The sequence below is a fragment of the Rothia koreensis genome (assembly GCF_004136575.1).
GTDB lineage: Bacteria > Actinomycetota > Actinomycetes > Actinomycetales > Micrococcaceae > Rothia > Rothia koreensis.
This window is the reverse complement of sequence record NZ_NOIQ01000017.1, coordinates 17114-40180: the sequence shown is the minus strand read 5'-3', so window position 1 is coordinate 40180 and position 23067 is coordinate 17114. Positions and strand designations below refer to the sequence as shown.

Genomic DNA, 23067 nt, shown 5'->3' with positions numbered 1-23067 from the left:
GGGTCGATCCTGCACCGCTCTCCGCTTCGACGAGGGTTCTACTACACGAAGGCCGGAATTCTGTGGATCGTTCTTCGCCGCGTTCCGTGCTTAATTCGGTGCATGTTCTATATGTGCAAGTTTACCGTCGGTTGATGAATTGTGCTACACCTGGTGCCCGAGCCCTATAACGGCGGCCGGGCCTACGATGATGAACAGCGTCGTCCCCAGGGCTTTAAGGTTCGGGTGTTGTGTCGCTTCGCGGGTGACCATAGGGCTGTGGCTTCGTTCGCTTGGTGGCGGGGTTTTTGCAGCGCTCCGTGGCGGTCTTGTTGCCGCGATCACGCAGGACTGGCTGCAGGTAGGTGTCGCGGTCTGAACCGAGAGGGGTGCGCCCGGTCGGGGCCGTTTGGATCGCTGCCGCTACGTCAGAGTCCGAAGGCTCCGCCGCTGACGAGGATCACGATGCCGAGGCCGATGAGAACGATGGGGAAGAGGATGTGCTCCCAGCGTTCGAGCACTTCGGCGATCGGGGAGCGGGTGGCGACGAACTTTGCCAGGGCCACCAGGACCGCGACGAGCGCGAGGAAGACGATGCAGTAGGCGACTACTGCGAGAGGTTCCACGCTGAGGAAGACAGGGGTGTAGACGCCGATGTTGTCGCCGCCGTTGGCAAGGGTGACGCCTGCGACTGTCCACACGCCGACCTTCTTGCCGGCAACCTTGGCCTCGTCGTCATCGTCGTCATCGTCTCCGCGCCAGGCCTGCCATGCGGCCCAGAGGCCGAGGCCCAGTGGGATGAGACCGAAGTACGGGATGGCTGCCGAGGGCAGGAATGCTCCGGCGCCGATGGTCACCAGGACCGCGGCACCGAGGATGCCGGCGAATCCGAGGTACTGGCCGGCCAGAATGCGGGCGGTAGTGCCGCGCTGGCCTGCCCCTCGCGCGAAGAAGAGGGAAAGCACGATGATGTCGTCGATGTTGGTCGCTGCGAACAGGCCCATCGCCTGCAAGACCGAGGTGAGGATCATGCGCCCTCCCCAGCTGCGTCGCATCCGGGAAGCGAGCAGGCGGGATCGATGCACGGGGCGTCTTCGTCCACTGCCAGGGTGGCATCGACCAGTGCCGTCAGCGCCTGCGCCAGGTGCGAATCGGCGATCTCATATCGTGTCCGACGACCCTCGGGCTCGGAGACGACGATCCCGCAATCGCGCAGGCATGCCAGGTGGTTGGACACGTTCGGGCGTGTCAGGTCCAGATCTCGGGCCAGTTCCGCCGGGTAAGCGGGATGGTCGAGCAGGGTCAAGATGATCCGGGATCGAGTGGGGTCGGCCAGTGCACGACCCAGGCGGTTCATCACGTCGAGACGCGAAGCAATAGTCAGCATGGAATGAACTATACAGCGCGAACTGAATACTCGGTCACAGGCGTCAGCCCAGATCGCATGCCCGTAAGGGGGTCGGTCCCCGGGTAGGGGTCGAGGTCTTCCGAAGATGAAGGTTCTGACGCCTGACATCTGGAAGACCTCGACGTGCCCGACGCTACCCCGCCGGCCGGCTTCGGCCGGCCTGACCTGACCATCTTCGCCCGACTCGACGGCCTCGGCCTGTCGGTGATCGGGCAGCGCCTCGAGCCCGATCGCGCGGTTCTATCCTGTCGGGTCGTCGAGCCCGACCGCTGGTGCCACGACTGCGGCGGAGAGGGTCTGGCACGTGACACCGTGATCCGGCGGCTCGCGCACGAGTCGCTCGGCTGGCGTCCCACCACACTCGAGGTCGCGGTGCGTCGCTACCGGTGCCGCGAATGCGGACACGTGTGGCGCCAAGACACCACCGCGGCGGCTGAACCGCGGGCCAAGCTCTCGCGCGGCGGGCTGAGGTGGGCGCTGGCCGGGATCGTGGTCCAGCACCTGACGGTGGCCCGCGTCGCCGAAGGGCTCGGGGTCGCTTGGGACACCGCCAACAACGCAGTCCTCGCCGAGGGCAAGCGCATGTTGATCAACGATCCGGCCCGGTTCGACGGCGTCGCCGTGATCGGGGTCGACGAGCACGTGTGGCGCCACACCCGCCGCGGGGACAAGTACGTCACCGTGATCATCGACCTCACCCCGGTGCGTGACGGCACCGGCCCAGCCAGGCTGCTCGACATGGTCGAGGGCCGCTCGAAGTCCGCGTTCAAGACCTGGCTCGCCGACCGGCCCGCAGCCTGGCGTGAGGCTGTGGAGGTGGTCGCGATGGACGGGTTCACCGGCTTCAAGACCGCCGCAGCCGAGGAGGTCCCCGAAGCGGTCGCGGTCATGGATCCCTTCCACGTCGTCCGGCTCGCTGGCGATGCCCTGGACCAGTGCCGGCGCCGGGTCCAGCTCGCGATCCACGGCCACCGCGGCCGCAAGGACGACCCGCTCTACAAGTGCCGACGCACCCTGGCCACCGGCGCCGACCTTCTCACCGACCGCCAAGCCGACCGGCTCAAGGCGCTGTTCGCCGACGACGGTCACGTCGAGGTCGAAGCGACCTGGGGCATCTACCAGCGCATGATCGCCGCCTACCGACATCAGGACCGCCGCCGTGGCCGGGAACTGATGGCCAAGCTCATCGCCGACCTCAGCGCCGGCGTCCCAAAGCCGCTGACCGAGCTGACCACGCTCGGCCGGACCTTGAAGAAGCGCGCCGCCGACGTGCTGGCCTACTTCGACCGTCCCAGCACCAGCAACGGCCCGACCGAGGCACTCAACGGCAGGCTCGAACACCTCCGAGGCTCCGCCCTCGGCTTCAGGAACCTGACGAACTACATCGCCAGATCGCTGCTCGAAACCGGAGGATTCAGACCGCAACTACACCCTCGATTCGGATGAGCCTCATAACCTGTCATGTTTCGCCGTGATAGAAAGGCCGACCATTACGGCCTGACAGATGTGCGTCTTCTGCGAGAGAATTTGTATGTGTCGAGGGCATCGTCGATTCGTCGGATCAAGTTTTGGCATGCAGCATGGTAGTCATCGATCTCCGCGCGTAGTTGGGTGATATCACTTTCAGTGCTCCCGTGTTGCGTCGAGGTAGCCAATACGTCGATGACATCGAGTTTCTCGGCAAGCTCGGCGATCGCGTCCATGACGTCGACAACGTCAGCACTCGCCGCGAGAAACGAAGACCATCTGCCGAGCACAGCAGCGACGCGATCTCGCTCATCCGAGGCTGCCTCGCGAAGATCTGCAAGTGAGCTTTGCGCGGTTTCCGGGGTCGGGAGCCGTCGCATTCCGGTCGTGACCTCAGGGATGTCCGCCGTGAGCATTCGTCGTAGATCACCGAGAGCAATCCTGGTCACCGGTGCCCACCTCTCATGGGTCGAACGCGCCACGACTCTATCCACGACGAGCGCAGTGAGCAGGAACGTCACGAGTCCACCGGCGAGACCGGAAATGATCGCATAGTCCTGCCAGATGCTCGTTGTGAGGTCGATCCAGAGGATGATCCCGATCACGGTGAGCGAGCCGATGAGGGTGCAAAAACGAAAAGCCAAAGAACTCATGATCCTCCCTTGACAGGCAGACCTTAGCAGTCATTGGGCCGCGTGCGGTACGGTCGCTCGTGGCAGCAGATCAGGGAGCGGACGAAGGGCTGGAACACGAAGCCCAGGTCGATCCAAAGCTAACCTGAGCCAAGTCGGGTCTGACCGACGGGCGATATCTCAATGAGACATCTGGGCTGAGCACCGGTGGCGCCACGCCCGTCGGGGCCGACCACCTCAGCTCATCGGTGAGACCTGTTGTCCCGCACGTAGCGTCACTCGCCGGGTTCGCCCGCCGTGATCGCTGCGGTCGCCATGGATGGGTTCGCGGGCTTCAAGACCGCCACCACCGAGGAGCTGCCGGACGCCGTCACGGTTATGGATCCCTTCCACGTCATCCGGTTGGCCGGGGACGCTCTCGATGAGTGCCGCCGCCGAGTCCAGCAGGAACTGCACGGACACCGCGGACGCAAGGGCGACCCGCTCTACACCGCGCGGCGGACCCTGCACACCGGGGCTGACCTGCTCACCGACCGCCAGCACGAGCGCCTTGACAAGCTCTTCGCTGGGGACCGGCACGTGCAAGTCGAGTGCACCTGGGGGATCTACCAGCGCATGATCTCCGCCTACCGTCACCCCGACCGGGCAGCCGGCCGCGTCGAGATGAGCTCCGTGATCGACGCCCTCGCCGACAGTGTGCCTGAGGCGTTGGTAGAACTGCGCAAGCTCGGCCGCACCCTGACCAGACGCGCCTGCGACGTCCTGGCCTACTTCGACCGGCCGCGCACGAGCAACGGACCTACCGAAGCCGTGAACGGTCGCCTCGAGCACCTGCGTGGCCTGGCCCTCGGCTTCCGCAACCTCACCAACTACATCGCCCGCGCACTCCTCGAAGCCGGCGGATTCAGACCACACCTACACCCCGAATTGTGAAGAGCCTCTTTGGCCTGGGTGACCAGATCACCGACGACAATCACATGATCCCCTCGGCGGAAGGTCTCCGCGAGCCGCTCAAGATATCCGTTGGCGGCTTCGCTGCCGCGGGAGGTGATCCAACACGGCATGAACGTCGTCTCTCCATCGACGTACTCCCGTTCGGCCTTGGAGTAGTAGCGTGGGGCGGAAGCCACCGTAAAGCGCAGAACTGCCTCTCCCCCACCTGGCCGGTATCTCAGTTCTGGATCTTTGGTGAGGTTGCCGACGATCGTCAGGGGGGGGGATCTCGTTGCTTATCAGTACTCCTCTGCATCAATTCCATACAGTATATGGAATGATATGATATGGAACCGTATGAAACAGGCTGATGTTGTATGGTGCGGTGTTATGCGGCATTATGCGGTATAGGGAACGTCGTCGCCATATTTATCTTCGAGGGTGACCAGCAGATAGCGGCGGACGATGTCCTGGGGTCGGCAGTCTTCCTGCTGGGCCGCATGATCGAGCAGTTCTTTCACGGATTCGTTACCCATGATGTTAAGGATGTTGTATCTCCGCCCGGTCTTGAAGCGTCCCTCGAGGCGTTCGGTCGCCTCGGTCGGCATCTGCCGAGTCCTGCGCTTTGCTCCACCTTGGGCGCCTTCGATGTAGTCATCGAGGCGTTGGTCTTTCGTCGTTCGGTCGCGCATCTTTGATCCTTTCGCGAGTGGTCTTAGTTAATAGTCAGGTGCGGGAGCAGTTCATCGGTCAATGATCGGAATTCGGTCCGAGCTTTCGAGGAACCAGCTTCGATGACTGAGCTACCGTCAGCTGCCGTAGTTCGGTAAATCTTCCTTTCATGGAGCTCCGTGGTGGCCAGAGGAAAATGACGTGTCAGGATCTCTCGCGCGCTGGAAGCTTCATCACCGAAGGGGTGAGTATCGACCTTGGTCAGGATGACCAGCTCCTTCAGGTCAGGGTTGAACTCTTCGGCCTGATCCAGGACATGACGCATCTCTGTGGTTGTGGTGTCCACGTCGAACTGGGACGGGAAGACCGGAACCAGCACCACGTCGGAGGCCAGGAGCGCGGTCCGCATCTCGGTGGAGTCGAAACCAGGGACATCGACGATTACGGCGTCGTAATCGTGACTGAGGGCTTTCAACTGTTTGGCAAGGTTCCCGGTCTTTTCCAAGACTGGGATGGTGTCCTGGCCCGTCTCCTGGCGGTCTTGCTCCCAACGCGAGACTGATTTCACTGAACTGTCTGCATCAATGAGCAGCACACGGTAATCACGGTGATGCAGTTCCACCGCGAGATTGATGGCCGAGGTGGACTTCATGCATCCGCCTTTGACGTTGGCAATGGTAATGACCGCCATCAGTACTCCTTCCATATTGTATTACTCCATACCGTATAGAATCGCATGACGTGATGCAATACAGAACGGCATAATATTATATTATGCTATGCGGTTTTATCCTTCTCCCGCACCGTTTGCTTCGTCATGCTGTTGCAAACAGTTCGGGGGGTCTAGCCGCTTGTTCACTACCGCATCGGATGATGCCTGCTTTCCTTCGGAGGGACACGTGGGTGGGTCTGTAAAGCAGACGAGATGATGGGAAACTGATGGCACTACATTCCCGCAAGCCCGAATTGCTTTGTCATCCCTCTCCGTAACGGAACCGGGGAACCGACAGTGGTGTGTGGAGCCGATGCGGAAGGGTGGTTTAGGGCATCGGGGGACAAGGGCCCCGATGTTGAAGTGTCATCTAGCCAGGGGAGAAGTCATGACACCGTAGCTGAGCTGGTGATGGATTTGCCGGAGATCGCATCGTGGAGGCCTGAGCGTCTCTCAGACTAGCGCAGTGGTGGTCGAGCCAGTGGACAAGGGTTCCCAATGGGAGCCCGCGGGGGACGCCCTTAACACCTGATGCTTTGTGAGTGTCACCCCTGTGGAGGGCGCGATCCAGCAGGAGAGCTTGGATACGGGCGGCCTCTTGCTGGAAGTAGCGCCGGATCGTTCGGAGGTGACACCCGAGGGCCTTAGCTATGGCTTCGGCGACTTCTCCTTGACGGCGTAGGCGGAGGGCCTCTTTTCTGCGTTCATTGCATCGACGAGATCGTTCCTCTCGCGCGGCTACCAGATTCGCAGTCACGGCGTTAATTTTCGGGAGTGTCCGGGCACGGCCGCCTCGGCGGCCCAATGCTGCCAGATAAGCGTTGGGTTCCTCTGCAGCGGCAGCACGGGGGCGGCCTCTGCCACGGTGGACCTGCCGAATCGCGGAAGCGGCGATTCCGTTGACCTCGCGGTCACTCAATGGCCTCGGTAGCTGGCTATTGATCTGGTGAGCGATGGCATGCGCGTGGTTTTCAATACGTTCTCCGCGGCTGTGTAGTTTCCAGAGCCGGATCCGGGTCGTATAGAAGATATGGCAGTTCCGGCCAAGGGAGTGGTCTCCAACGTGGTCGGTGAGGGCATGTTCCACCCGGGCGCAGGCACGGCCGGCGGGCACAGGGTTCCACATTTGGGGTTGTTCGTCCTGGTATCCCAAGGCTGCGAGGACGGGGTCGGTCCAGGTCGTCAGGTGAGATTTCAGCTCACCGAGCCGCCAAGGGGCAGTCCGGGAGGAGTATTCAACCGGCCCACTCGGGGACTCGGCGAAGGGATTGCGAACGATGTGGCCGGTGAAGTTGTGATCGCCGCCGACGGCGTTTGTCAGGGCAGTGGCCACGGCCCTGTAAAACAGGGCTGGGCCTAGTGTGGATTTGTTGCCGACATAAACGCTGTCGATCGCCCAACCAGCTTGGGCATGGCCGGTAGATGGATTGGTGATGATCCAGTCTGGTCTCGGGACGCCGGGGTAGAGCAACCGTTCGTAGGCATCAGAACGATCAACATCGACCACGATGAAATTTTTCCAGTCTGTTCCGTTGATCTGGATGAATGGGTATTGGCGGGGATCGCCTGAGGTGCGGAAACAGCGAGTCTTGCTGTGGCCTGCGTCGAAGCGTCTGATCCGATGGTGGTCCCGCAACCGCTGCTGTTGGTACGCAGCCTCGGGGAGGGACTGCTCCTTTGATGCCCCGATCTGCTCGGGGAGTGTGGAGCACGTGTCTGGCGTGGTGAACCAGACTCGCCTGCGAGGGGTGCTAATGGCGGTGGAGGTTGCTACACTAGACATAGCGCGCCTCCCTTGGCGGGGGTTGCAACATATAGATCGGCTCCTTGTTGATCACCAGAATCCCGTCAGGTCGCCAAACTAGAGCGGGATTCAGAGTCTTATAAGAAGAAGTGGTCCTCCCTTACTAGGGAGGGCCACTTCGCATTTAAGTGGTCTTCTTCGTGTTGGGCAGGTCATGCCCAGGCAGGCCTTTTTCCCGAGCTATCAGAAAACTGAGGTACCGGGCCTTTGTCGCCCCTGCCTCGGCTGCTAGCTCACTCAAGGCGTCTCGCACATCAGGATCGAAGCTAACGTGCATTGCAGGTTTCCTGCCTTGCCCGTTCGCGTTCCGTGCCTGCTGTGTTAATTTCATGCATTCACCGTACCAAAGAGTGGACAACGTGTGCTAGGTTCTCTGCTGCCGTGTTGCCGACATGCCCTTTATCAGGTGAGACGGATATAAATGGATGGGTTCAGGGCTCATGTTGCAAGGTCAGGTTTTCCCTGCGAGTCCTGAAAGTTCCACCTCGTCGTTGAGTGTCGCTGGAGCGCAGGGCTGAACTGTGTCGTGGGTTTTGGACCGTGGGCAGGCACAGTTGTACCTCTGAGCCATTTATCTGGCGAGGGGCGAGACTTTGACATCCTCCCCGCCCTGAGGGGCCGGGGGATTCCTACCACGCCGCTGTGCGGCGTCTCGATGGGTTCCTGTTTCCCGGTGGACGGGTGCTACCTGCCCAAAGCCGAAGTGCCTCGGCGGGAGGGCGATTTTGAGAATACGGGAGATAAGGTGCCTGCCCCTCCGGAAGGGACACCGGTCGAAGAATTGGATGGTGATCTGCTGCGCCGTGGCGATCAGCTTGTTCGTGTCCACGATCGGCATGTTCCCGGCGAACCCGTTGTCGCGTTCAATGACGGAAAACGTCTGCGGCTGATATACGAGGGTTTCTTCGGTGTCTCGGTAGCTACCCATGAGTTCACCGCCGGAGTACCGTGTGCCATCCGTCGAGGCACAGACGAGGTTGCCCGAACACAACCACCGGAGGACCAAGACTGAAAAACTACCGCCGTAGGGGCGCCGTCGCTGTCTTCTGACGGCGACGCCCCTACTGTGTTCTCATGTGGATGCTGCCCTCACAGTTTTCGGGACTGAGACTGCTTGGCCTCATCTTGCAAAGCTGCCGGACGCGCCGCATTGGTCCTGGTGGATGGATTGGCGGTTTTAGCCCGGGCCTGAGCGGACTGGACAAGGCTTCGGTTGTTCCGCATGGCATCCGTTGGACGAGTCCCCATTTGTAGCCGGGTCATGTCCTGGTTTCGCTGCCGGTCGAGCTTGTCCTGATTAACCTCTCCGTCCATACCCGGTCTCGCGACACGCGTGGCCGGGTTCTCTTCCCTGACCTCGGCGTAGGAATCATAGGCCTCTTGGGTGGACTGGTGGGCGGTCTCTAGCGCCTGCCCGGTCTCTTGAGCCCGCTGGTGGGCGGTCTCCAGTGCCTCGTCGGCTTCAGCCAGGGTGGTCTTCTGCGCGGAGTAGGTATCGTCCTTCTCGAGCCAGTCCTGGTTGTAGGCCGCGTCGGGATCATCGAAACCGTACTTGGTCTTGAATTTCTCGCGTTCTTCTTCCAGGTCCTTGGTCCGGGAGCCACGGGTAAAGAAGTTCGCTTCTTCCAGACCTTGTTCGGCACGGGCAACCGGGGCGTAGTCGCGGGTGACCTGGCCTTGCAGGTCCTCGGCGATGGTATCGAGCTTGTCTTTTTCTTCCTGGACCCGTTGCCGGGCTTCCTCGACGTGCTCTTCGGCCGTTTCGTGTTCGGTGCGTGCGGTTTCTTCCTGCTGCCATGCTGTGATGACCTCATCCCATTGGGTATCCATGTCCATCAGGGCCTCTTCCCACTTCTTCTCAGCGGCATCGGGTTGGGTGCCGATCTTGGTTTCGGCCTCGGTCGGTGTCTCGGCTGCCGATCGGGTGATGGCGGCTTCTTCGGCCACAACGTGGTTCTGGCCTTGACTGTGTCCGGTCCGGTTGGACAGTGCCCCGCGTTTGTGGACCTCGGTCACCTGAGCTTGCAGATACGCGCCTTCTTCGGAGCGGGCGTGCTGCTTCGGGATCGGGCGTTGCTCGGAGTCGGGGATGTTGTACTTCGCACGGTAGGCATCGACCTCACCGGCGACGCGGTGCCACTGGGCGGCGTTCTTCCGGTTGGCCGGTACTTCGCCCAGGGCCTCGGCCCAGGCAGGTTTCTCGGCCGCGATCTGTTTCCCACGCAACACGGTCAGCTCGCCGATGTCCTGGTGGTGGGCCTCCAGAATGGACCGGAAATCCTGGGGTGTGTGTTCATGGTTCATCCAGAACGTCGAGGCAGTATGCTCCGATACGCCGTGCGTCAGACTCTCGCCTGGTGCTTTCTCGTGCTGGTCCGTGGTGGGCAGCAGTGAGCCGCGGAGTTCCTTTTCCTGAACCAAGGCGTTCTGGATGGTGAAGTTGTGTCCGGAGCGGGGCCTTTCCCCGCGGGCGATTTCCTCAAACTGTTTTTGAGCGGGGGAGGACCACCGACGGCGCGATACTTCCGCGTCCATTTCTGCCATCAACCAGCGGTACTCCTGTTTGTCGTCATCACGCATGGTCTCGGCCAACCCGGTGCGCCTTCGGTTGAGCTGGTCAGTCGGTACCATGCCGAATTCGCGCTGATCCCAGTGGGGGTCTTCGAGCTGGTCCCGTTTCGAGTCGGTGTCCGTACTGGCCTTGGCGGTTTCGATGAGCCGGTCCAGGTGGTCATCGGTGATGTTCGCCAGCGGCCGCCCGGCGTGGGCATCCCGGATGTTCTCATGCCGGGCTCGTAGGTTCTTGATCCGGTAGTGCAGCACGGCCGCCTCGTCGTCGGCGTCATCGAAGCCGCGGGCATCGTGAGCGGTCTTGATCAATGCGGCCGGGTCCAGGCCGTGTTCGGTGGCATCGGCCAATTCATGAGCCAACGCACCCCAACCGTCGTTGGCCTTGAGCTCGTTCGCACGCGTCACGCCGAGTGCTTCCCCGGTTACATGCTCCATCGCCTTCTCCGAGGCGTGGACGCTCAAGTTGTTGTAGAGGTCGATCCGCTCGGCAGGGTTCCTGTTCTCGGCTCGAGCACGGGAGGCCAGTTCGTGGACGGAGAGATTCGTCTCGTAGGCCTGGCTGATGTTCTCGAGCACCTGGTCACGGGGCATCTCCGGGCCGGTTTCGACATAGGCGTGGTTGGCGTATTTTCCTCGCGACAAAGCGACGTAGGCATCAGAGCGTTCGGTGTTCTGGTCGACGACCGCTCGTGCTACATCGACCGTGGCACCCTGGGCCCGGTTGATGGTCGAGGCATACCCGAGTTCGACCCATTCGCTGACGTAGCTGGACGGCAAGGTGATTTTGCCGTGGTGGTTCCCGTGCTGGACGGTCAAACGGCCGTCGTCGTGGGTATCGAGGACGTTCCACAAGTCGCCGTTCTTGACGAAATCCTTGCCTCCGTTGAGGCCGAGCCTGTGGTTGTTGTTGCGGGTCAGCACCCGATCACCGGGATGGATAGTGACGTCGTTGTGGGTCGTGACTGTCCTGGACGGGTCCACGGCACCGGTGCGGATAGCGCGTGCCTGGGCGAGTTCGTTGAGCTCGGCGACGGTGGTGTTGGTCGGGGCCATCATCAACGACAGCTTCCCGGCCTCGGTATCGGTCACCCAGTCAGCGAAAACGGCTTGGACCATGGTCTCGTGCCCACCGGCCTGGACACGGTTGTTCTCGAGGTACCAGTCGAAGGGCTTATCCGGTCCCCGTTCTGGTGGTTCGCGTAAGGCCAGGGAAGCTGCTGCTTCCTCCAGGTTTGCTTCGGACGGGTTCTCCGGGTTGCGGAAGCGGTGGACCTGATCCAACCTCGTGCAACCGGCTTCCCGATCAATCAACCGCAGCGCACCACCAGCACCGATGGCACCGAGCTGCTGGTCGTCACCGATACCACGCACAACAGCCCCGCGCGCCTCAGCCAGGGAGACGAGTTCGGCCAGCTTCGGGGTGGAGACCATGCCTACTTCATCGACCAAGAACACATCGCCGGGGCGGATGGCGGCCGCGGTGGGGGAGTCTGTGGTCAGGAAGGAATCAATGGTGGTCGCGGTGATTCCTGCGTCTTTGCCCAGCACGTCGGCGGCGACGGCGGTCGGGGCCAGCCCGTGGACCGTGGCACCCTCGGTGGTCCAGGTGTTGACCATGATCTTCGAGGCGGTGGTCTTTCCGGCACCGGCCGGGCCGATGCCGAAGGCGACCAGTTTGTCACTGGTCGCCAGTTCACGTGCCAGGTTTTGTTGGCCCGCGTCGATCTCGTAGCCGTTGTCTCGGGCTGCCTGTTGAGCGGTTTCGAGGGCGGTGTCGAAAGCCTCGGCAGAGGCCGCGGGGATGACCTGACGCGAGACGGCCGCGTCGACCAAGTAGGCCTCGTTGGCGATAATCGCCTCGGAAGTGAACACCTCGCGGTTGGCCGGAAGGTAGATGCTGGTGCCATCTGAGCGGGTGAACTCTCGGCCCTGGGGCAAGGGAACATTCAGGGCCGGTGTCATCGACACGGACGTGTCGATGACCTGCTCAACGACCTGCTGCTTGAGGTCTGTGTCTACGGGGTGGCCGCCCATGATGTCGGTGAAATACCGGGTCGCCTCGGCGTTGATGTTCGAGACGCGCCACGTCGAGCGGGTTGATTCCAGCCGGTCCATGATGGCGTTGACGTGTTCCTGAGGTGTCATTGCCAACGACTCGGCCACCTGGACCGAGACCTCTCCGGCGCGTTGCGTGGATGCCTGTTTCAGGTGTGCGTGCAGGTTCTCACCGAGCGGCAAATCAGGAGTGACTGTCTTGGCTTTGGTGGCCCATTGCTGGTTCAGTTCTTCGAGTGAATGCGGGCCGTTCTTCTCGGGTCGGGTTGCCAGGGTGGCTTGTTGGGCGAGTTTGTTCCGCTGCGCCGGGGTCGGGGCGTGACCGTGGCGTTCAATGAACTCAGCCTCGACCGTATCGAGTGCTTCCTTGATCGAAACCGACCGTGCGGAGAACTTGGATACGTCGTCACGACTGATCCCGGCCAGCTCCCAAATCCTCTTCCCACGAACCTCAGTAGGGGTGAACTCGAGCCCCAACTTGGTGTTGATGTGGTGCATGATCCGGGCGTTGTACAGCTCGGACGCGGCCACACCATGCTGGTAGAGCAACCGCCCGTCCAGAGTGGACCACTTCCCGTCCGCGCCTTTGACCCGGTTGGCGATCACAAGATGATCGTGCAGATTCGGATCCCCGGACCGGGAGTCATAGTGCCGGAATTTGGTGGCCACCAGTCCCTTGTCGGTGTCGATTTGTTCGCGGCCGTGCTGACCACGGCGGGCGTAAATAGCGTGTTCATCGAGGTAGTCGATCACGTCGTTGATCGCTGCCTCATGTGCTGATTCGATCCCGGTTCGCAGACTCTCATCACCGAGCCCCCAAGCCATCGAGACTGACTTCGTGGGAGTAAAAACATGGTCGAAACCTGCCACCGACTGCTGCCGGGGCTTCGAATTGTTGGCGATGTAGGCGGCGATCTCCACCGCCGACCCGTCGCGGCCGTGCAACTGGCGGAACTGCTCTCCTGCCACACGATTGCGAATCTCCTTGCGCTCCTCAGCATTCGGGGGAGCGTCCTTGGTTTTGAAGTGACGACGATACTGCTCGTCCAGCTCACGCGTGAAGTCGTTGACCGGTTCTTGGTCGTATTCGCCAGGCTTTTTGCCCAGACGTGTGGCTTCCTTCCAGTCGTCGTTTCCATCAGCAACAGCCGATTTTGCTGCACTGGTTGCTGAGCGTTCTTCGGCTTTCGACATGACGTAATTGTCCAGGAAGAGGTGGTCATCGCCCGCGGCGATCGCCTGGTCAGCGCGTTCCAGGTTGCCGTTGGCTTCGTGTCTGGAGACCATGCGGTAGAGCGTGGAACGGTGGATCCCGAGGGAGCTCACGATCTGCGACTCACTGCCACCGTTGCGGTATGTCTTCAAGCCTTCAAGAGCTTGTGAGGCGTAGTGCGCTCGCTTGGATTCGTATGCTCTCCGGTAGGTCTCCGCGCGGTGTTCTGCGAGCTTTTCCGGGTCCAATGGTGTATATCCGGATCCGAACAGTGCATCCATTTGTTCCTCGGTCACGGCTTGCCCGGACAGGCCGAAATGCTCGGTCCCTGACCCAATCCACTGACCCGGAGGCATACCCGTGACCTGGTAATAATCACCAAGCTCACGGTCTGCTGCACGCAACTGATCCCCGGAGGCCACCTCGTTGGTGTAGTAGAGGTGCCCGTCCCCGGTGGAGAGCTTGTGCACGGTCATCATGACCCCAACAGTAGCCGAGAATCCGGCGATCATCGAGGCGATGTCGCACCCTGAGTCACTGAGTGCAAAAGGTGTGACGACAATCTGGAGGAAAAAGCGACCGAAGTATGAGGGAGACTTTTGACGATCTGTTGGGGTCCGGGCAGTTCTATGCTGGCCGCGATTTTGCACAAGAGGCCACGATTGTGGGCAGGTGCCGTGCACATGATCGGAGGAGGAACGGGGGAGAGCTTGTGTGCGGGAACTATCCAGCATTCGTGAGCTGTGCACATGAGATCAGCCTGCTCGACTGAGGGACGAAGAAGAATCTGGCAGGCTGATCTCATGTGCACAGCGTGCCGACTGTGTAAAATCGAAACCACCCCGCCGGGGCATGATGAAACCTTTTGCAGCCGTACCCCGGCGGGTCCTTGTTTTTCAGTGGTGAGCGCTAGGGATATGGGAGGTTCCACATGGCTGGGACGAAACGGAAGTCAGCGACGAAGACAGCTGCACGCGAACGAGCCAAAGCCGCCGCGGAAGCCTCCATCAAGAAGGAACGGCGGCTACTGGATAAGGCCGAAGCGTTCTTCTTGGAGACCTTCGACTTTGAGAAGAAACGCCAGGCTCTTAAGGACAAGATCGACAGGCTCCAGGGTGAGCTCGCTTCTCTGGATCCGGTCACCGCACGCGCAGGTCAACTTGTGCTGTCCATGAAAGACGAAGGCCTGACGAACAAAGAAATTGGTGAACGTCTGCAGCTCTCACCGCAAGAGGTGCGTTCGTTCCTGCTGGCCGGTGAACGCAACGCTGATGATGACAAGGGCGACACAGAACGACCGGGTCAGAACAACGACCAGCACACCACGAGCACCAGTGGTTCAGAAGAGGGTGCCTTGACCTCTGGCCAGTCCTAACATCATCGTTTTGATCGCTTGATGGTCATAGCCCTGGTCTCGGATCAGGTCACGTAGTGCCCGGGAGCGGCGGCCCCGATCGGCAGGTGTCTGGTGGCGGAAGAACGCTGCGGCGAACTGGAGATTATGCCGCCCCCGCGAAGCCCGATCGATCATGTTCGACTCCCTCGTCCCGAGATAAACATGCGAACCTCCGCCCGGTTCGACCCGGACACAGATCGGGTTATCACAGACATGGCAAGCCTCACGGTCGGCGATAGCATCCAGGCCACCATGAACCAGCCCGAGCGCGTAGCGGTGAGCGCGAATCATCTTCTGCCGCCCGACCTCCGGGGTGGTCCAGAATCTCCCGTAGCCGTCATCTCCGATGGCCCCGGTCCATATCCAACAATCGGCTGGATCCGGGCCTTTGGCGACCTTCGACCAGAAGCGCTTCTGTTCATCGCTCATGCCTCGACTCTAGCGGCACGTATGAGGGCGTCACAGGAGAGATTCTGGGAGCTATTTCTGAGGTGTGTCGCGTGAGGTGATCTCCGATGAGATCTGGCCCGTGATCGGTCCGCTGTTCCCGCCAGCGAAGACGAGAGGACGCCCGCCGGTCGATCGCCGGATCGTGGGGGAAGCGGTGGCGTGACGGTTCCGGACCGAAGCGCCGTGGCGAGACTCGCCTGAGCGGTTCGGCAACTGGAACACGGTGACCTACAACGGCCGCAACGTCGTTGAACGCTGCTTCGCCCTCGCCATACAATGGCGAGTTTTGGCCACCCGCTACGACAAGTTCGCCATCACCCACCGTGCTGCCGTGGTCATGTCAGCCCGAATCACCTGACATGACGTAGCGGCCGGGCTTGCTTATGGCTCTATCAAAGTGAGCAGCCTGCGGGGAGTATCGACCAGGATTTGGGTGATGTTTCGCTGATCTACGCCGCGTTGTCGGAGGGCTGGCACTGCGATTTCGTGTACCCCGAGCAGGCCGGCCCCGCCCCATTCTTGGAGGTCGAACTTGGTGAAGAGGTCGTGTGAGAGGAGTAGCTGATCGCCAAAACCGTCCTGCACCAGTGCCGCGACTGCGGACATCGTGGTCTCTAACGGCCATTCGCGCTTCCCGATCAGGTCGAACTCGAGAGTCACCCCTCGCTCCAAGAAGCTCGTGGCTGTGCTCCGCAGGATTTGCCAGTTGTCGTCGACGGCGGTTACGTGACCAACGATAACCCTCGTCAAGTCCGGTTGTTCTTCTGCAATGAGATCCAATGCCTGGTGCAGCTCGCCTGGGGCTCGTCGTCCGAAAGTGTCGGTATGCAGCGAGAGGGCCGCACCGGAAACGGCACTAGTTCGGGCCGCAGCGCGAAGTATGCGGGCGTTCGCATTCTCGGACCCGTTGGTGAAGAGCCGGTCAGCTGGCGTCTCACCGACGATCCCTGCCCGAATATCGGTGCCATCCATCCCCACTTGGATGTCGTCGAGCATCCTTCGATGCAGCGTTGCTGCGGAGCATTCGTCAATCTCGGGAGGATGCCACGCCTCGGTGTAGTACGAGGTTCCGACTATGATATTTAGCCCCGTAGCGCGTGCGAGCAAAGCCACCGCTCGCGGGTCCCGGCGTGGCTCGATCGGCGGAAAATCGACGACGGTGCCGCCGCTCGCGGAGGCGAACGCCCGCAGCTCGGGCAGAACATCTTCGGGGGATAGGGAATTAGCGTCCATGGTCCGCAGGGCCGAGGCCGGGGCGCGTAGTGTCTCCAGCGTCTCCGCTGTGACCGGAGCGTGCCACGTCGCCAGCTCGTCGGGCGTCGAAGGCGGCGTGCCGAGCCCGCCTCGACGCCATCGTTCACGGTCATGGAGATCAATCCAGGTGCGGAGTACCAGGTGCTCGTGCATGAGCGTCACGCCGAGGGCTTCGGGCGCGACTGGGCCGAGCACCGTGTTCACCTGCCCGGCGATGGGCTCTGAGAAGGTGGCGGAAGAGTGGGTTGTCATCTATGTTCTCCACGTTGGTAGCGCGCGGTAAGTGCACGTGGGTGTGCGAAACCGAACGAGTTTCCTTTCGAGCAGTTTCGCCCCGTGCTTTTGAGCTGCCTTGGCCCCGTCCGACTCCTACGTCATGAGTCGACTCTCTCATGACGTATTGTCTCGCTGCTCCGTAGCCCAGAGCAGTGTCGCTGCGAGGCAGAGCGCTGCGTGGTGGGCGTGTACATCTCCCACGGCTCCAAGCAGGATATCGGGGGACCAGAGCATTGGATCGGCTTCCCCTCTTATCCAGTCGACACGCGTTTCTCGGCTGAGGGCGTTGCGGGCACTTAAGCCGTCGATGCGCCGGCGATCGCTAAGGTCTAGCGCCTTTGCTCGCGACTCAAAAAGGTACGGGAAACCCATCGCTGTAGTTGCTACCGAGCTTCCTCACCGCAGGGAACATATTGCTCTTTGATCGCTGCCATTCTCCAGAATCAGACATCAGCAGGTTGCATACACCTGTTTGAGTAGGTTCTGGAGAACGGCGGTTGCCTGTGCTCACCGGGATAAGGGGACAGAACCGCTACGGTCTGCAGACGAAACCTATTAGCCTCGCCGGACGACCCGATCAGTAGGATAAGAGCCCGATATTCTGACCTAATATTCTGCGGCTACGACTCTATTCTGCAATGGTGACGAGGCTGGCAACTGAGGCAACAAGCATCGACCTATGCCGCTTCAACCGTTCAGGTGACCAGGGATCCTCCGGGGAATGGACCTTGAGCGCCGGAGAGGCATATTGCCATGCCGTGACTTGCCCCAATAGCAATGCGAGAACATCGACTGCCACGCCACCGAACCTCTCCGAGAGGGCTTCTATCTTCGGTTCGTACGCAGCGACCTCATCAGCGGAAGCATCTGGGCGTTCCAACCCAGCCCAGGAAGTCAGCCGCAGAACCTCTGGATGCTCAATTAGGTAGTCGAACAGCGATCCTGCGTACCCAGGGAGATCGTCGACAGTAAACGGGACAGCTTCTGCCATCTCGGACAGTGAAAGTGCCACCACGGTATCGAACAGTACATCCTTGGGCCCGAAGTGCATGTAGATCGACCGCTTGTTGATATTGCCTGCTTCGGCGATCCGGTCCACACGAGCACCCGCTAGGCCGTGCTCAGCAAACTCGTGCCGAGCGGCATCCAAGATCCTGCGCTTGGTATCGGCGGCGTTAGGAGGCATAAGCCCCATCCTAGCTGTAACCAACTAGTTATTGACAAGGGTCTTCATAGGTGTGACGATGACATGAATAAGTATCCAGATAGTTACCTTTAGGAGTTGTCATGCCGCAGAAAACACTCATAACCGGTGCCAGTAGCGGATTCGGACGTGGAACGGCACTTGAACTAGCCCGTCAGGGTCAAGAGGTCATCGCCGCGGCTGAAACCTGGCCACAAGTACGAAGCCTGCGCGAAGATGCACGCGCTGCTGAGGTTGATTTGACCGTGATCAAACTCAATCTGCGCGACGACATCGATATCTCACACGCCGCGAGTTTCGACGTCGACACACTCGTCCTCAATGCTGGTGTCATGGAAGGCGGAGCTGTCGTCGATATCCCCCTCCAGCGAGTTCGCGAGTCCTTCGATATCAACGTGTTCGGCCATCTCGATCTGGTACAAGCCATCGCCCCCAAGATGATTCAGCGTCGGCAGGGAAGAATCGTGTGGACTTCTTCAATGGGCGGTATCCTCGTCGTTCCGTTCCTCGGGGCGTACTGCGCCACCAAACACGCTATCGAAGCCCTTGCTGGATCAATGAAGGCCGAACTCGAACCCTTCGGAATCAAGGTAGCCACTGTGAACCCTGGCGTGTTCAACACCGGGTTCAATGACACCGGCGCTGAAAGCTACGTGCAGTGGTATGACGCCGAGACCGCGCAGATCCCCATGCCAGATTTTGGGCCATCACTGGCTGATCAAGCCGACCCGCAGGAAATGATTGATGCGATGGTCGAAACGATCGTGTCCGAGGACCCCGACTATCGGACCATGCGCCCGCAGGAAACTGTCGCCGCTGCCAAGCAGTGGCAGGAAACCGAGTGGACCCAGAAGGCCTAACCACTAGCGAGCACGAAGGAGCAGCAACTATGTCACAACCTACGATCCCCCTCGAATCAGCCACCCAAGTTGTCGAAGCAGGGAAACGCAAGGCCCACGAACTTGGACTGAGCGCAGTATTCGCAGTTCTCGATGCTGGCGCAAATCTCGTCTCTTTTGAGCGCATGGACGGAGCATGGCTTGCTTCCAATGATCTTGCTACAGCGAAAGCACGGACCTCGGTGATGTTCGAGATGCCGAGCGAAGCCCTGAACGCGCCCGTGCAGTTAGGTGAGCCCCTCACCCACTTCGATCACATCAACGGGGGCTTACTCCTCATGGGAGGAGGCGTGCCCATCACCGACGCGGAGGGGACCCTGCTTGGTGCACTCGGTGTCTCTGGCGGGACACCAGAACAGGACGCCGAGATAGCCCGCACGGCTGTGAGTTGATATATGGATTTATGTTGCTCTCGTGGACTCCGCGATAGGTTCACATCCCGCGGGCAAAGCCGTCTGCTGAGTACTCGTGCTGGTTGCTCCGGTCACGAATTCCGTGAGTAGCGGCAAATTTCCGGCGGACGATGGCGCCTTCGGTCGATTAAGCACTACCTTATGTGGTTTCACAGCCGAACTCCGCCTACACGGCAGGGTGCTGATGGCGCCATTGGCTTTAGGCGAAGAGTTCTCCGACCTGGTGGGCGCTGGAGTTGGCCAGTCGTTTCCTCGAATGGTCGTAACGACGGGTCGTGCGTGGGTCCGCATGGCCCAATGAGTCCTGCAAGTGATGCAAAGGTACTCCTAGCTCAAGAGCCAGCGTCGCGTGGGTGTGGCGTAGCACGTGGGAGCTGATGGGTTTGGTGATCCCGGCGGTTCGGGCCAGGCGTGCCAGAGTGGTGTGGACATTTGCCCGTGCCCAGGGGCGGCCGGTGCTGGTGGTAAAGATCACCCGCTCGGGTTCGGTTCCACGGGCGAGTTCGGTGCCGGTGGTCCCAGTCAGTACCCGCAGGGCGGCCACCGTGTGTTCAGGCAAATACACCAGGGCTTTTTTGCCGCCTTTACGGCGGATCACCAGCCGGTCTGCTCCGAGTCCGGAAACCCTGGTAGACAGGGCTTCGCTGACCCGCACTCCGGTGGTCAGTAGGAGATCAACTAGCGCGTAGGCCCGGACCGAGTCGGTCTCGGCGGTTTCCAGTAATCGCATGGCTTCGCGCCGGGACAAGGCGGTGGTGGTGGTCTGGTCCTGGTCGATGGACGGACGGCGAACGAATTCGGCCGGATTTTTTTCGAGGGCATCGACGGTCAGGGCGTATTTATACAGCGCCGAGATGGCTGCGATCCGCCGAGCCAAGGTGGTGTCCGCATCGCCGGCAGCTGTTCGGATCCGAGCGAAGACATCGATATGGGCTCGGGTCGCCGTCAGTAGATCCAGACCGGTCTCATCCAGGAAGGTGCAAAAAACTATCACGTCCCGCCGATACGACGCCTGCGTATTTGCTGAGGCGTAGGAGGCCAGCCAGGCACCCAGCAAGGTGCCGTGGCGGGTTGCGTTCGCCAGGGGCAGGTTTCTGGAGCTGATCGCACTCATCGCTGGCCTCCTCAACAGGGGCGTTCCGAAGACCCCAATTTATAACATAATATCTATTATGTTATAGACCAGAGGTTCGGATACCATCATCACCCGGGAGGCCCGAGTTGAGCCAGGTTGACTCCAGAAGCTAGAGCGGATCGAACAACCCATCGAATGGTTCGACTCTGCTACTGAGTGAGGAATCCAAGCGGTTGACCTAGCGGTCTACATGTATCGACGTGTCGCCGAACCAGGCCCAAAGGAAAACCCGAGGGCTAAACGAGCAGCTCGAACAATCATGCGAGAGCTGGGGCCACTGTATTCGGCGCGAAAATGGGTGCCTTAAAAAGCTCAGAGGCCCTATCGAGGCCTCCGGCAGACAACGCACCGGGAACCGGTTCGTCGTACTTCCATGATACTGACCGTCAGGGAATAATGTCCAGGCGGCCCGAAAGAGGGCCCCGGTCCGGGGGGTCATGACCCTGTTTACGAATGCGCCCATGGAAGATTAGCTTTGGGGCGAGAAAGTACCATCATAACGACTTCCGCTGAGCTACTCAGCTTTGAGCTCATCTTCAACGACCCATTTATGGTTAGTCATGGTCATCCCGTCGCTGGTGTAGGTGACCATATAAACCGTCTGATCCGTGGACGAGGCGATATTGCCTTTCGCACCGGCCATGCCCTTCATGTGATCGGCTTCAATCGTGACTGGAGTCCCGTCGGGCAAGCGTTCTGATCCAGCATCCTGGAGTTCTTGCTGTACGACCCACTTATGGTCTTTGACCATCGACCCGCCGTCAGTGGGCTGGTAGTCCACCGCGTACGTGTTAGTCGCAAAGGCCCCGGTGATCTCTGCTTCAGCGTCTTTCATCCCAGACATGTGATCCGCGGTGAGAATGACATGACTACCCACCGGAAAACGCGGATTTTCCGCTGAGGCAAGACCAGCAGGAGCAGGTCCGCCGTCCATGTCATGCATACCGTCCATATTCCCGCTGGAACTGGCAGAGGCAGAGGGTGAAGCGGAGGAAGAGTCGTCTGTGTTTGCAGAAGAACATGCCGTGGCTGATGCCAGGACGAGGACTGCCAGAGAGCCGACAACGGTGACGGAATGGCGCATGATTGCGTCCTTTCTTATCTGGATGTGCAGGGAACTTCCCTGCTGTATCGGCGAAAGTTCTGGGGTCCGAAGTCTTGTCTAGATCCAGGCTCCGAGAGAGGCGATCAGCCCGCCTAGTAGAAAAGCTGAGATGGCATAAGCCAGCGGTCTGTTATCCATCGGCCCGCCCCCGGTGGCGTGATGGGTGATGGCATGGCCCTTGCCGCGAGCCAGCAAGACCTTGTTGACCGGGAAAGCTGCGGCATAGGCGATGATCAAGGACAACGTCATCGAAGCCCAGAACAACGTGTCGACCAGCCCGGCGTTCATCGCTCCGGGCACAACCCACATGACAAGATTGTCCACAATCTCCATTGTGGCGATAGAGACCGTATCGGCGGCAAGTACCAGCTTGAACGCAGTCCGGGCAGGTACTCGGGCCCGCAGCAATGGCGTTGCCGAGAGCGTGTAGCCGAACACGAATGACAAGACGATCGCCATGATTGTGCTCGCTGTGTTGCCCCACCCGGCGGCAGTGGCCCAAATCAGTCCTGCGAGCTCACCGATGGAACAACCAGTCAGGCAATGAAGGGTAGCACTGGCAGCCATCGAGGACATGTCATGCCCTGAATCATGGTTTCGATGCTCCAAATCGGCGTGCATAATCACACCATACTATACCCTCTGGGGGTATACGAAGGTGTCAGTTTCAGAAGCTGGCTGCACAACCCGCGCCACGACTGGTGTCGAAGTGCAGTCGCCTTCTGAAACTGACAGACGCGACCTGATCCGGAGTCTTCGTCAGGTGTCCCAGTGAGGGATCCTCATACGGGCATCACGACACCGATAGACACTAAACAGCTCCTCCGCCACGTCGATAGAATCCTCAAGTACCTAACTACACCCCTCGTTCCCATGTCTTTGTTAATGAGTCCAGGAGCAACGAGTACTACATCGTCGCCAGTGCCGTGGCTCCGGACAATGTGACCGAGGCTCGCAAGTTCGTGCGAGGACTCATGCTGCCAGGACAGAAACGTCTCCACTTCACCGATGAGAAGGACTCACGACGCAAACAGTTACTCAAGAGCTTCTCCGACCTTGATGTCGAGGGTTCGGTATACATAGCGAACGGCTGCAAAGACAAAGAAGCTAGGCCGCTGTGTCTGGCTGTGCTAGCAAAGGACCTCGCAGAATCTGGGGTCAACTGGCTATACCTAGAGCAAGACGCCTCCACCCTTGTGGCCGACAAGAAGGTCTTGGGGAATACGTTCGCCGGATACCCCCATGGCCCTAGCTACGATTTCCCCAGAGCCTCGGAGGAACCACTACTGTGGATTGCAGATGCTGTGGCTTGGTGCTACCAGAGACGCGGCCATTGGATCCAGCAAGCGGCACCACTCGTGGACGGCCGGGTCAGAAAAGTCGTCTGACACTTCCCGTTAAATACGGGATCCAGGCTCGTCGAACCGTCCGGATGACTGCCTGGCTTACTTCTCAGGGCTACTGCCCTTCGCATTCCCTATGGTACCTG

Annotated in this window: 20 protein-coding genes and 3 pseudogenes; 8 read left to right on the top strand and 15 right to left on the bottom strand. The window is 60.4% G+C overall.

Features of this window, described 5'->3' with window-relative positions; translation table 11 throughout:
• Nucleotides 1-407 precede the first annotated feature (407 nt).
• Both EWU68_RS10555 and cmtR read right to left on the bottom strand, forming a co-directional pair.
• On the bottom strand, nucleotides 408-1010 hold the full coding sequence (locus EWU68_RS10555; RefSeq protein WP_129316091.1) for a cadmium resistance transporter: 603 nt from the start codon (nucleotides 1008-1010) through the stop codon (nucleotides 408-410).
• The gene (gene cmtR, locus EWU68_RS10550) at nucleotides 1007-1366 is read right to left on the bottom strand and encodes a Cd(II)/Pb(II)-sensing metalloregulatory transcriptional regulator CmtR (protein WP_006590980.1); all 360 of its coding nucleotides are present in this window, start codon (nucleotides 1364-1366) and stop codon (nucleotides 1007-1009) included. Before cmtR ends, EWU68_RS10555 begins: the two co-directional genes overlap by 4 nt.
• 144 nt (nucleotides 1367-1510) lie before the next feature.
• Here cmtR and EWU68_RS10545 point away from each other — a divergent pair, with 144 nt between their 5' ends.
• Complete coding sequence (locus tag EWU68_RS10545) at nucleotides 1511-2833, top strand: ISL3 family transposase (RefSeq protein WP_129316090.1); 1323 nt, start codon at nucleotides 1511-1513, stop codon at nucleotides 2831-2833.
• A gap of 44 nt (nucleotides 2834-2877) precedes the next feature.
• On the opposite strand, the gene EWU68_RS10540 is transcribed toward EWU68_RS10545, so the two are convergent.
• Nucleotides 2878-3459: a hypothetical protein gene (locus EWU68_RS10540; RefSeq protein WP_156265583.1), complete on the bottom strand. Its 582-nt coding sequence runs from the start codon at nucleotides 3457-3459 to the stop codon at nucleotides 2878-2880.
• 321 nt (nucleotides 3460-3780) lie between these two features.
• Between EWU68_RS10540 and EWU68_RS10535 the strand changes: the two are divergent.
• Nucleotides 3781-4419 (top strand): annotated as a pseudogene (locus EWU68_RS10535) (ISL3 family transposase); the annotation flags it as partial.
• On the opposite strand, the gene EWU68_RS13540 reads toward EWU68_RS10535, so the two are convergent.
• The 3 genes from EWU68_RS13540 to EWU68_RS10520 all read right to left on the bottom strand — a co-directional run bounded on the left by EWU68_RS13540 (nucleotide 4356) and on the right by EWU68_RS10520 (nucleotide 5782).
• Nucleotides 4356-4691 carry a single-stranded DNA-binding protein gene (locus EWU68_RS13540; protein ID WP_420852881.1) on the bottom strand — a complete coding sequence of 112 codons (336 nt, stop codon included), beginning with the start codon at nucleotides 4689-4691 and terminating at the stop codon, nucleotides 4356-4358. The pseudogene EWU68_RS10535 and the gene EWU68_RS13540 overlap by 64 nt on opposite strands.
• Nucleotides 4692-4817: 126 nt before the next feature.
• Nucleotides 4818-5111: a hypothetical protein gene (locus EWU68_RS10525; RefSeq protein ID WP_129316088.1), complete on the bottom strand. Its 294-nt coding sequence runs from the start codon at nucleotides 5109-5111 to the stop codon at nucleotides 4818-4820.
• A gap of 23 nt (nucleotides 5112-5134) precedes the next feature.
• Nucleotides 5135-5782, bottom strand: coding sequence for an AAA family ATPase (locus tag EWU68_RS10520; RefSeq protein WP_162421516.1), 648 nt, complete (start codon nucleotides 5780-5782; stop codon nucleotides 5135-5137).
• Between the two features lie 559 nt (nucleotides 5783-6341).
• On the opposite strand from EWU68_RS10520, the gene EWU68_RS13340 reads away from it, so the two are divergent.
• Nucleotides 6342-6485: a hypothetical protein gene (locus tag EWU68_RS13340; RefSeq protein ID WP_238692431.1), complete on the top strand. Its 144-nt coding sequence runs from the start codon at nucleotides 6342-6344 to the stop codon at nucleotides 6483-6485.
• Nucleotides 6486-7064: 579 nt separating this feature from the next.
• On the opposite strand, the pseudogene EWU68_RS13535 reads toward EWU68_RS13340, so the two are convergent.
• The 3 genes and pseudogenes from EWU68_RS13535 to mobF all read right to left on the bottom strand — a co-directional run.
• Nucleotides 7065-7586: pseudogene (locus EWU68_RS13535) on the bottom strand (replication initiation protein); the annotation flags it as partial.
• Nucleotides 7587-8178: 592 nt separating this feature from the next.
• Nucleotides 8179-8535 carry a hypothetical protein gene (locus EWU68_RS10510; RefSeq protein ID WP_129316085.1) on the bottom strand — a complete coding sequence of 119 codons (357 nt, stop codon included), beginning with the start codon at nucleotides 8533-8535 and terminating at the stop codon, nucleotides 8179-8181.
• A gap of 161 nt (nucleotides 8536-8696) precedes the next feature.
• Nucleotides 8697-13925, bottom strand: coding sequence for a MobF family relaxase (mobF, locus tag EWU68_RS10505; protein ID WP_162421514.1), 5229 nt, complete (start codon nucleotides 13923-13925; stop codon nucleotides 8697-8699).
• Between the two features lie 452 nt (nucleotides 13926-14377).
• Between mobF and EWU68_RS10500 the strand changes: the two genes are divergently transcribed.
• The gene (locus EWU68_RS10500) at nucleotides 14378-14821 is read left to right on the top strand and encodes an RNA polymerase sigma factor (RefSeq protein ID WP_129316083.1); all 444 of its coding nucleotides are present in this window, start codon (nucleotides 14378-14380) and stop codon (nucleotides 14819-14821) included.
• On the opposite strand, the gene EWU68_RS10495 is transcribed toward EWU68_RS10500, so the two are convergent.
• Nucleotides 14786-15271 carry a hypothetical protein gene (locus EWU68_RS10495; protein WP_129316082.1) on the bottom strand — a complete coding sequence of 162 codons (486 nt, stop codon included), beginning with the start codon at nucleotides 15269-15271 and terminating at the stop codon, nucleotides 14786-14788. The two genes, EWU68_RS10500 and EWU68_RS10495, sit on opposite strands and share 36 nt — an antisense overlap.
• 250 nt (nucleotides 15272-15521) lie before the next feature.
• Between EWU68_RS10495 and EWU68_RS10490 the strand changes: the two are divergent.
• A pseudogene (locus tag EWU68_RS10490) lies at nucleotides 15522-15650 on the top strand (IS5/IS1182 family transposase); the annotation flags it as partial.
• Between the two features lie 23 nt (nucleotides 15651-15673).
• Here EWU68_RS10490 and EWU68_RS10485 read toward each other — a convergent pair.
• Both EWU68_RS10485 and EWU68_RS10480 read right to left on the bottom strand, forming a co-directional pair.
• Nucleotides 15674-16798, bottom strand: coding sequence for a phosphotriesterase family protein (locus EWU68_RS10485; RefSeq protein WP_129316080.1), 1125 nt, complete (start codon nucleotides 16796-16798; stop codon nucleotides 15674-15676).
• A 652-nt stretch (nucleotides 16799-17450) separates the two neighbouring features.
• Complete coding sequence (locus tag EWU68_RS10480) at nucleotides 17451-18008, bottom strand: TetR/AcrR family transcriptional regulator (protein ID WP_129316079.1); 558 nt, start codon at nucleotides 18006-18008, stop codon at nucleotides 17451-17453.
• Between the two features lie 101 nt (nucleotides 18009-18109).
• Here EWU68_RS10480 and EWU68_RS10475 point away from each other — a divergent pair, with 101 nt between their 5' ends.
• Nucleotides 18110-18886 carry an SDR family oxidoreductase gene (locus EWU68_RS10475; protein WP_129316078.1) on the top strand — a complete coding sequence of 259 codons (777 nt, stop codon included), beginning with the start codon at nucleotides 18110-18112 and terminating at the stop codon, nucleotides 18884-18886.
• A gap of 29 nt (nucleotides 18887-18915) precedes the next feature.
• A complete protein-coding gene (locus EWU68_RS10470; protein ID WP_129316077.1) occupies nucleotides 18916-19317 on the top strand; it encodes a GlcG/HbpS family heme-binding protein in 402 nt (133 codons plus the stop codon).
• Nucleotides 19318-19537: 220 nt separating this feature from the next.
• Here the strand turns inward: EWU68_RS10470 and EWU68_RS10465 are convergent, their stop codons facing one another.
• The 3 genes from EWU68_RS10465 to EWU68_RS10455 form a co-directional block, all read right to left on the bottom strand.
• Nucleotides 19538-20452 carry a tyrosine-type recombinase/integrase gene (locus EWU68_RS10465; RefSeq protein WP_129316076.1) on the bottom strand — a complete coding sequence of 305 codons (915 nt, stop codon included), beginning with the start codon at nucleotides 20450-20452 and terminating at the stop codon, nucleotides 19538-19540.
• Between the two features lie 535 nt (nucleotides 20453-20987).
• Complete coding sequence (locus tag EWU68_RS10460; protein ID WP_156265582.1) at nucleotides 20988-21557, bottom strand: YdhK family protein; 570 nt, start codon at nucleotides 21555-21557, stop codon at nucleotides 20988-20990.
• 78 nt (nucleotides 21558-21635) lie between these two features.
• Complete coding sequence (locus EWU68_RS10455; protein WP_238692430.1) at nucleotides 21636-22199, bottom strand: DUF4396 domain-containing protein; 564 nt, start codon at nucleotides 22197-22199, stop codon at nucleotides 21636-21638.
• Nucleotides 22200-22552: 353 nt separating this feature from the next.
• On the opposite strand from EWU68_RS10455, the gene EWU68_RS10450 reads away from it, so the two are divergent.
• Nucleotides 22553-22966 carry a hypothetical protein gene (locus EWU68_RS10450; protein ID WP_129316074.1) on the top strand — a complete coding sequence of 138 codons (414 nt, stop codon included), beginning with the start codon at nucleotides 22553-22555 and terminating at the stop codon, nucleotides 22964-22966.
• Nucleotides 22967-23067: the final 101 nt, after the last annotated feature.

Excerpts from the sequence above, each read along its gene's own strand:
- EWU68_RS10555 (WP_129316091.1), bottom strand. The coding sequence starts at position 1,010 with ATGATCCTCACCTCGGTCTTGCAGGCGATGGGCCTGTTCGCAGCGACC.
- cmtR (WP_006590980.1), bottom strand. The coding sequence starts at position 1,366 with ATGCTGACTATTGCTTCGCGTCTCGACGTGATGAACCGCCTGGGTCGT.
- EWU68_RS10525 (WP_129316088.1), bottom strand. The coding sequence starts at position 5,111 with ATGCGCGACCGAACGACGAAAGACCAACGCCTCGATGACTACATCGAA.
- EWU68_RS10520 (WP_162421516.1), bottom strand. The coding sequence starts at position 5,782 with ATGGCGGTCATTACCATTGCCAACGTCAAAGGCGGATGCATGAAGTCC.
- EWU68_RS10510 (WP_129316085.1), bottom strand. The coding sequence starts at position 8,535 with ATGGGTAGCTACCGAGACACCGAAGAAACCCTCGTATATCAGCCGCAG.
- mobF (WP_162421514.1), bottom strand. The coding sequence starts at position 13,925 with ATGATGACCGTGCACAAGCTCTCCACCGGGGACGGGCACCTCTACTAC.
- EWU68_RS10500 (WP_129316083.1), top strand. The coding sequence starts at position 14,378 with ATGGCTGGGACGAAACGGAAGTCAGCGACGAAGACAGCTGCACGCGAA.
- EWU68_RS10495 (WP_129316082.1), bottom strand. The coding sequence starts at position 15,271 with ATGAGCGATGAACAGAAGCGCTTCTGGTCGAAGGTCGCCAAAGGCCCG.
- EWU68_RS10485 (WP_129316080.1), bottom strand. The coding sequence starts at position 16,798 with ATGACAACCCACTCTTCCGCCACCTTCTCAGAGCCCATCGCCGGGCAG.
- EWU68_RS10480 (WP_129316079.1), bottom strand. The coding sequence starts at position 18,008 with ATGCCTCCTAACGCCGCCGATACCAAGCGCAGGATCTTGGATGCCGCT.
- EWU68_RS10475 (WP_129316078.1), top strand. The coding sequence starts at position 18,110 with ATGCCGCAGAAAACACTCATAACCGGTGCCAGTAGCGGATTCGGACGT.
- EWU68_RS10470 (WP_129316077.1), top strand. The coding sequence starts at position 18,916 with ATGTCACAACCTACGATCCCCCTCGAATCAGCCACCCAAGTTGTCGAA.
- EWU68_RS10465 (WP_129316076.1), bottom strand. The coding sequence starts at position 20,452 with ATGAGTGCGATCAGCTCCAGAAACCTGCCCCTGGCGAACGCAACCCGC.
- EWU68_RS10460 (WP_156265582.1), bottom strand. The coding sequence starts at position 21,557 with ATGCGCCATTCCGTCACCGTTGTCGGCTCTCTGGCAGTCCTCGTCCTG.
- EWU68_RS10455 (WP_238692430.1), bottom strand. The coding sequence starts at position 22,199 with ATGCACGCCGATTTGGAGCATCGAAACCATGATTCAGGGCATGACATG.
- EWU68_RS10450 (WP_129316074.1), top strand. The coding sequence starts at position 22,553 with ATGCTGCCAGGACAGAAACGTCTCCACTTCACCGATGAGAAGGACTCA.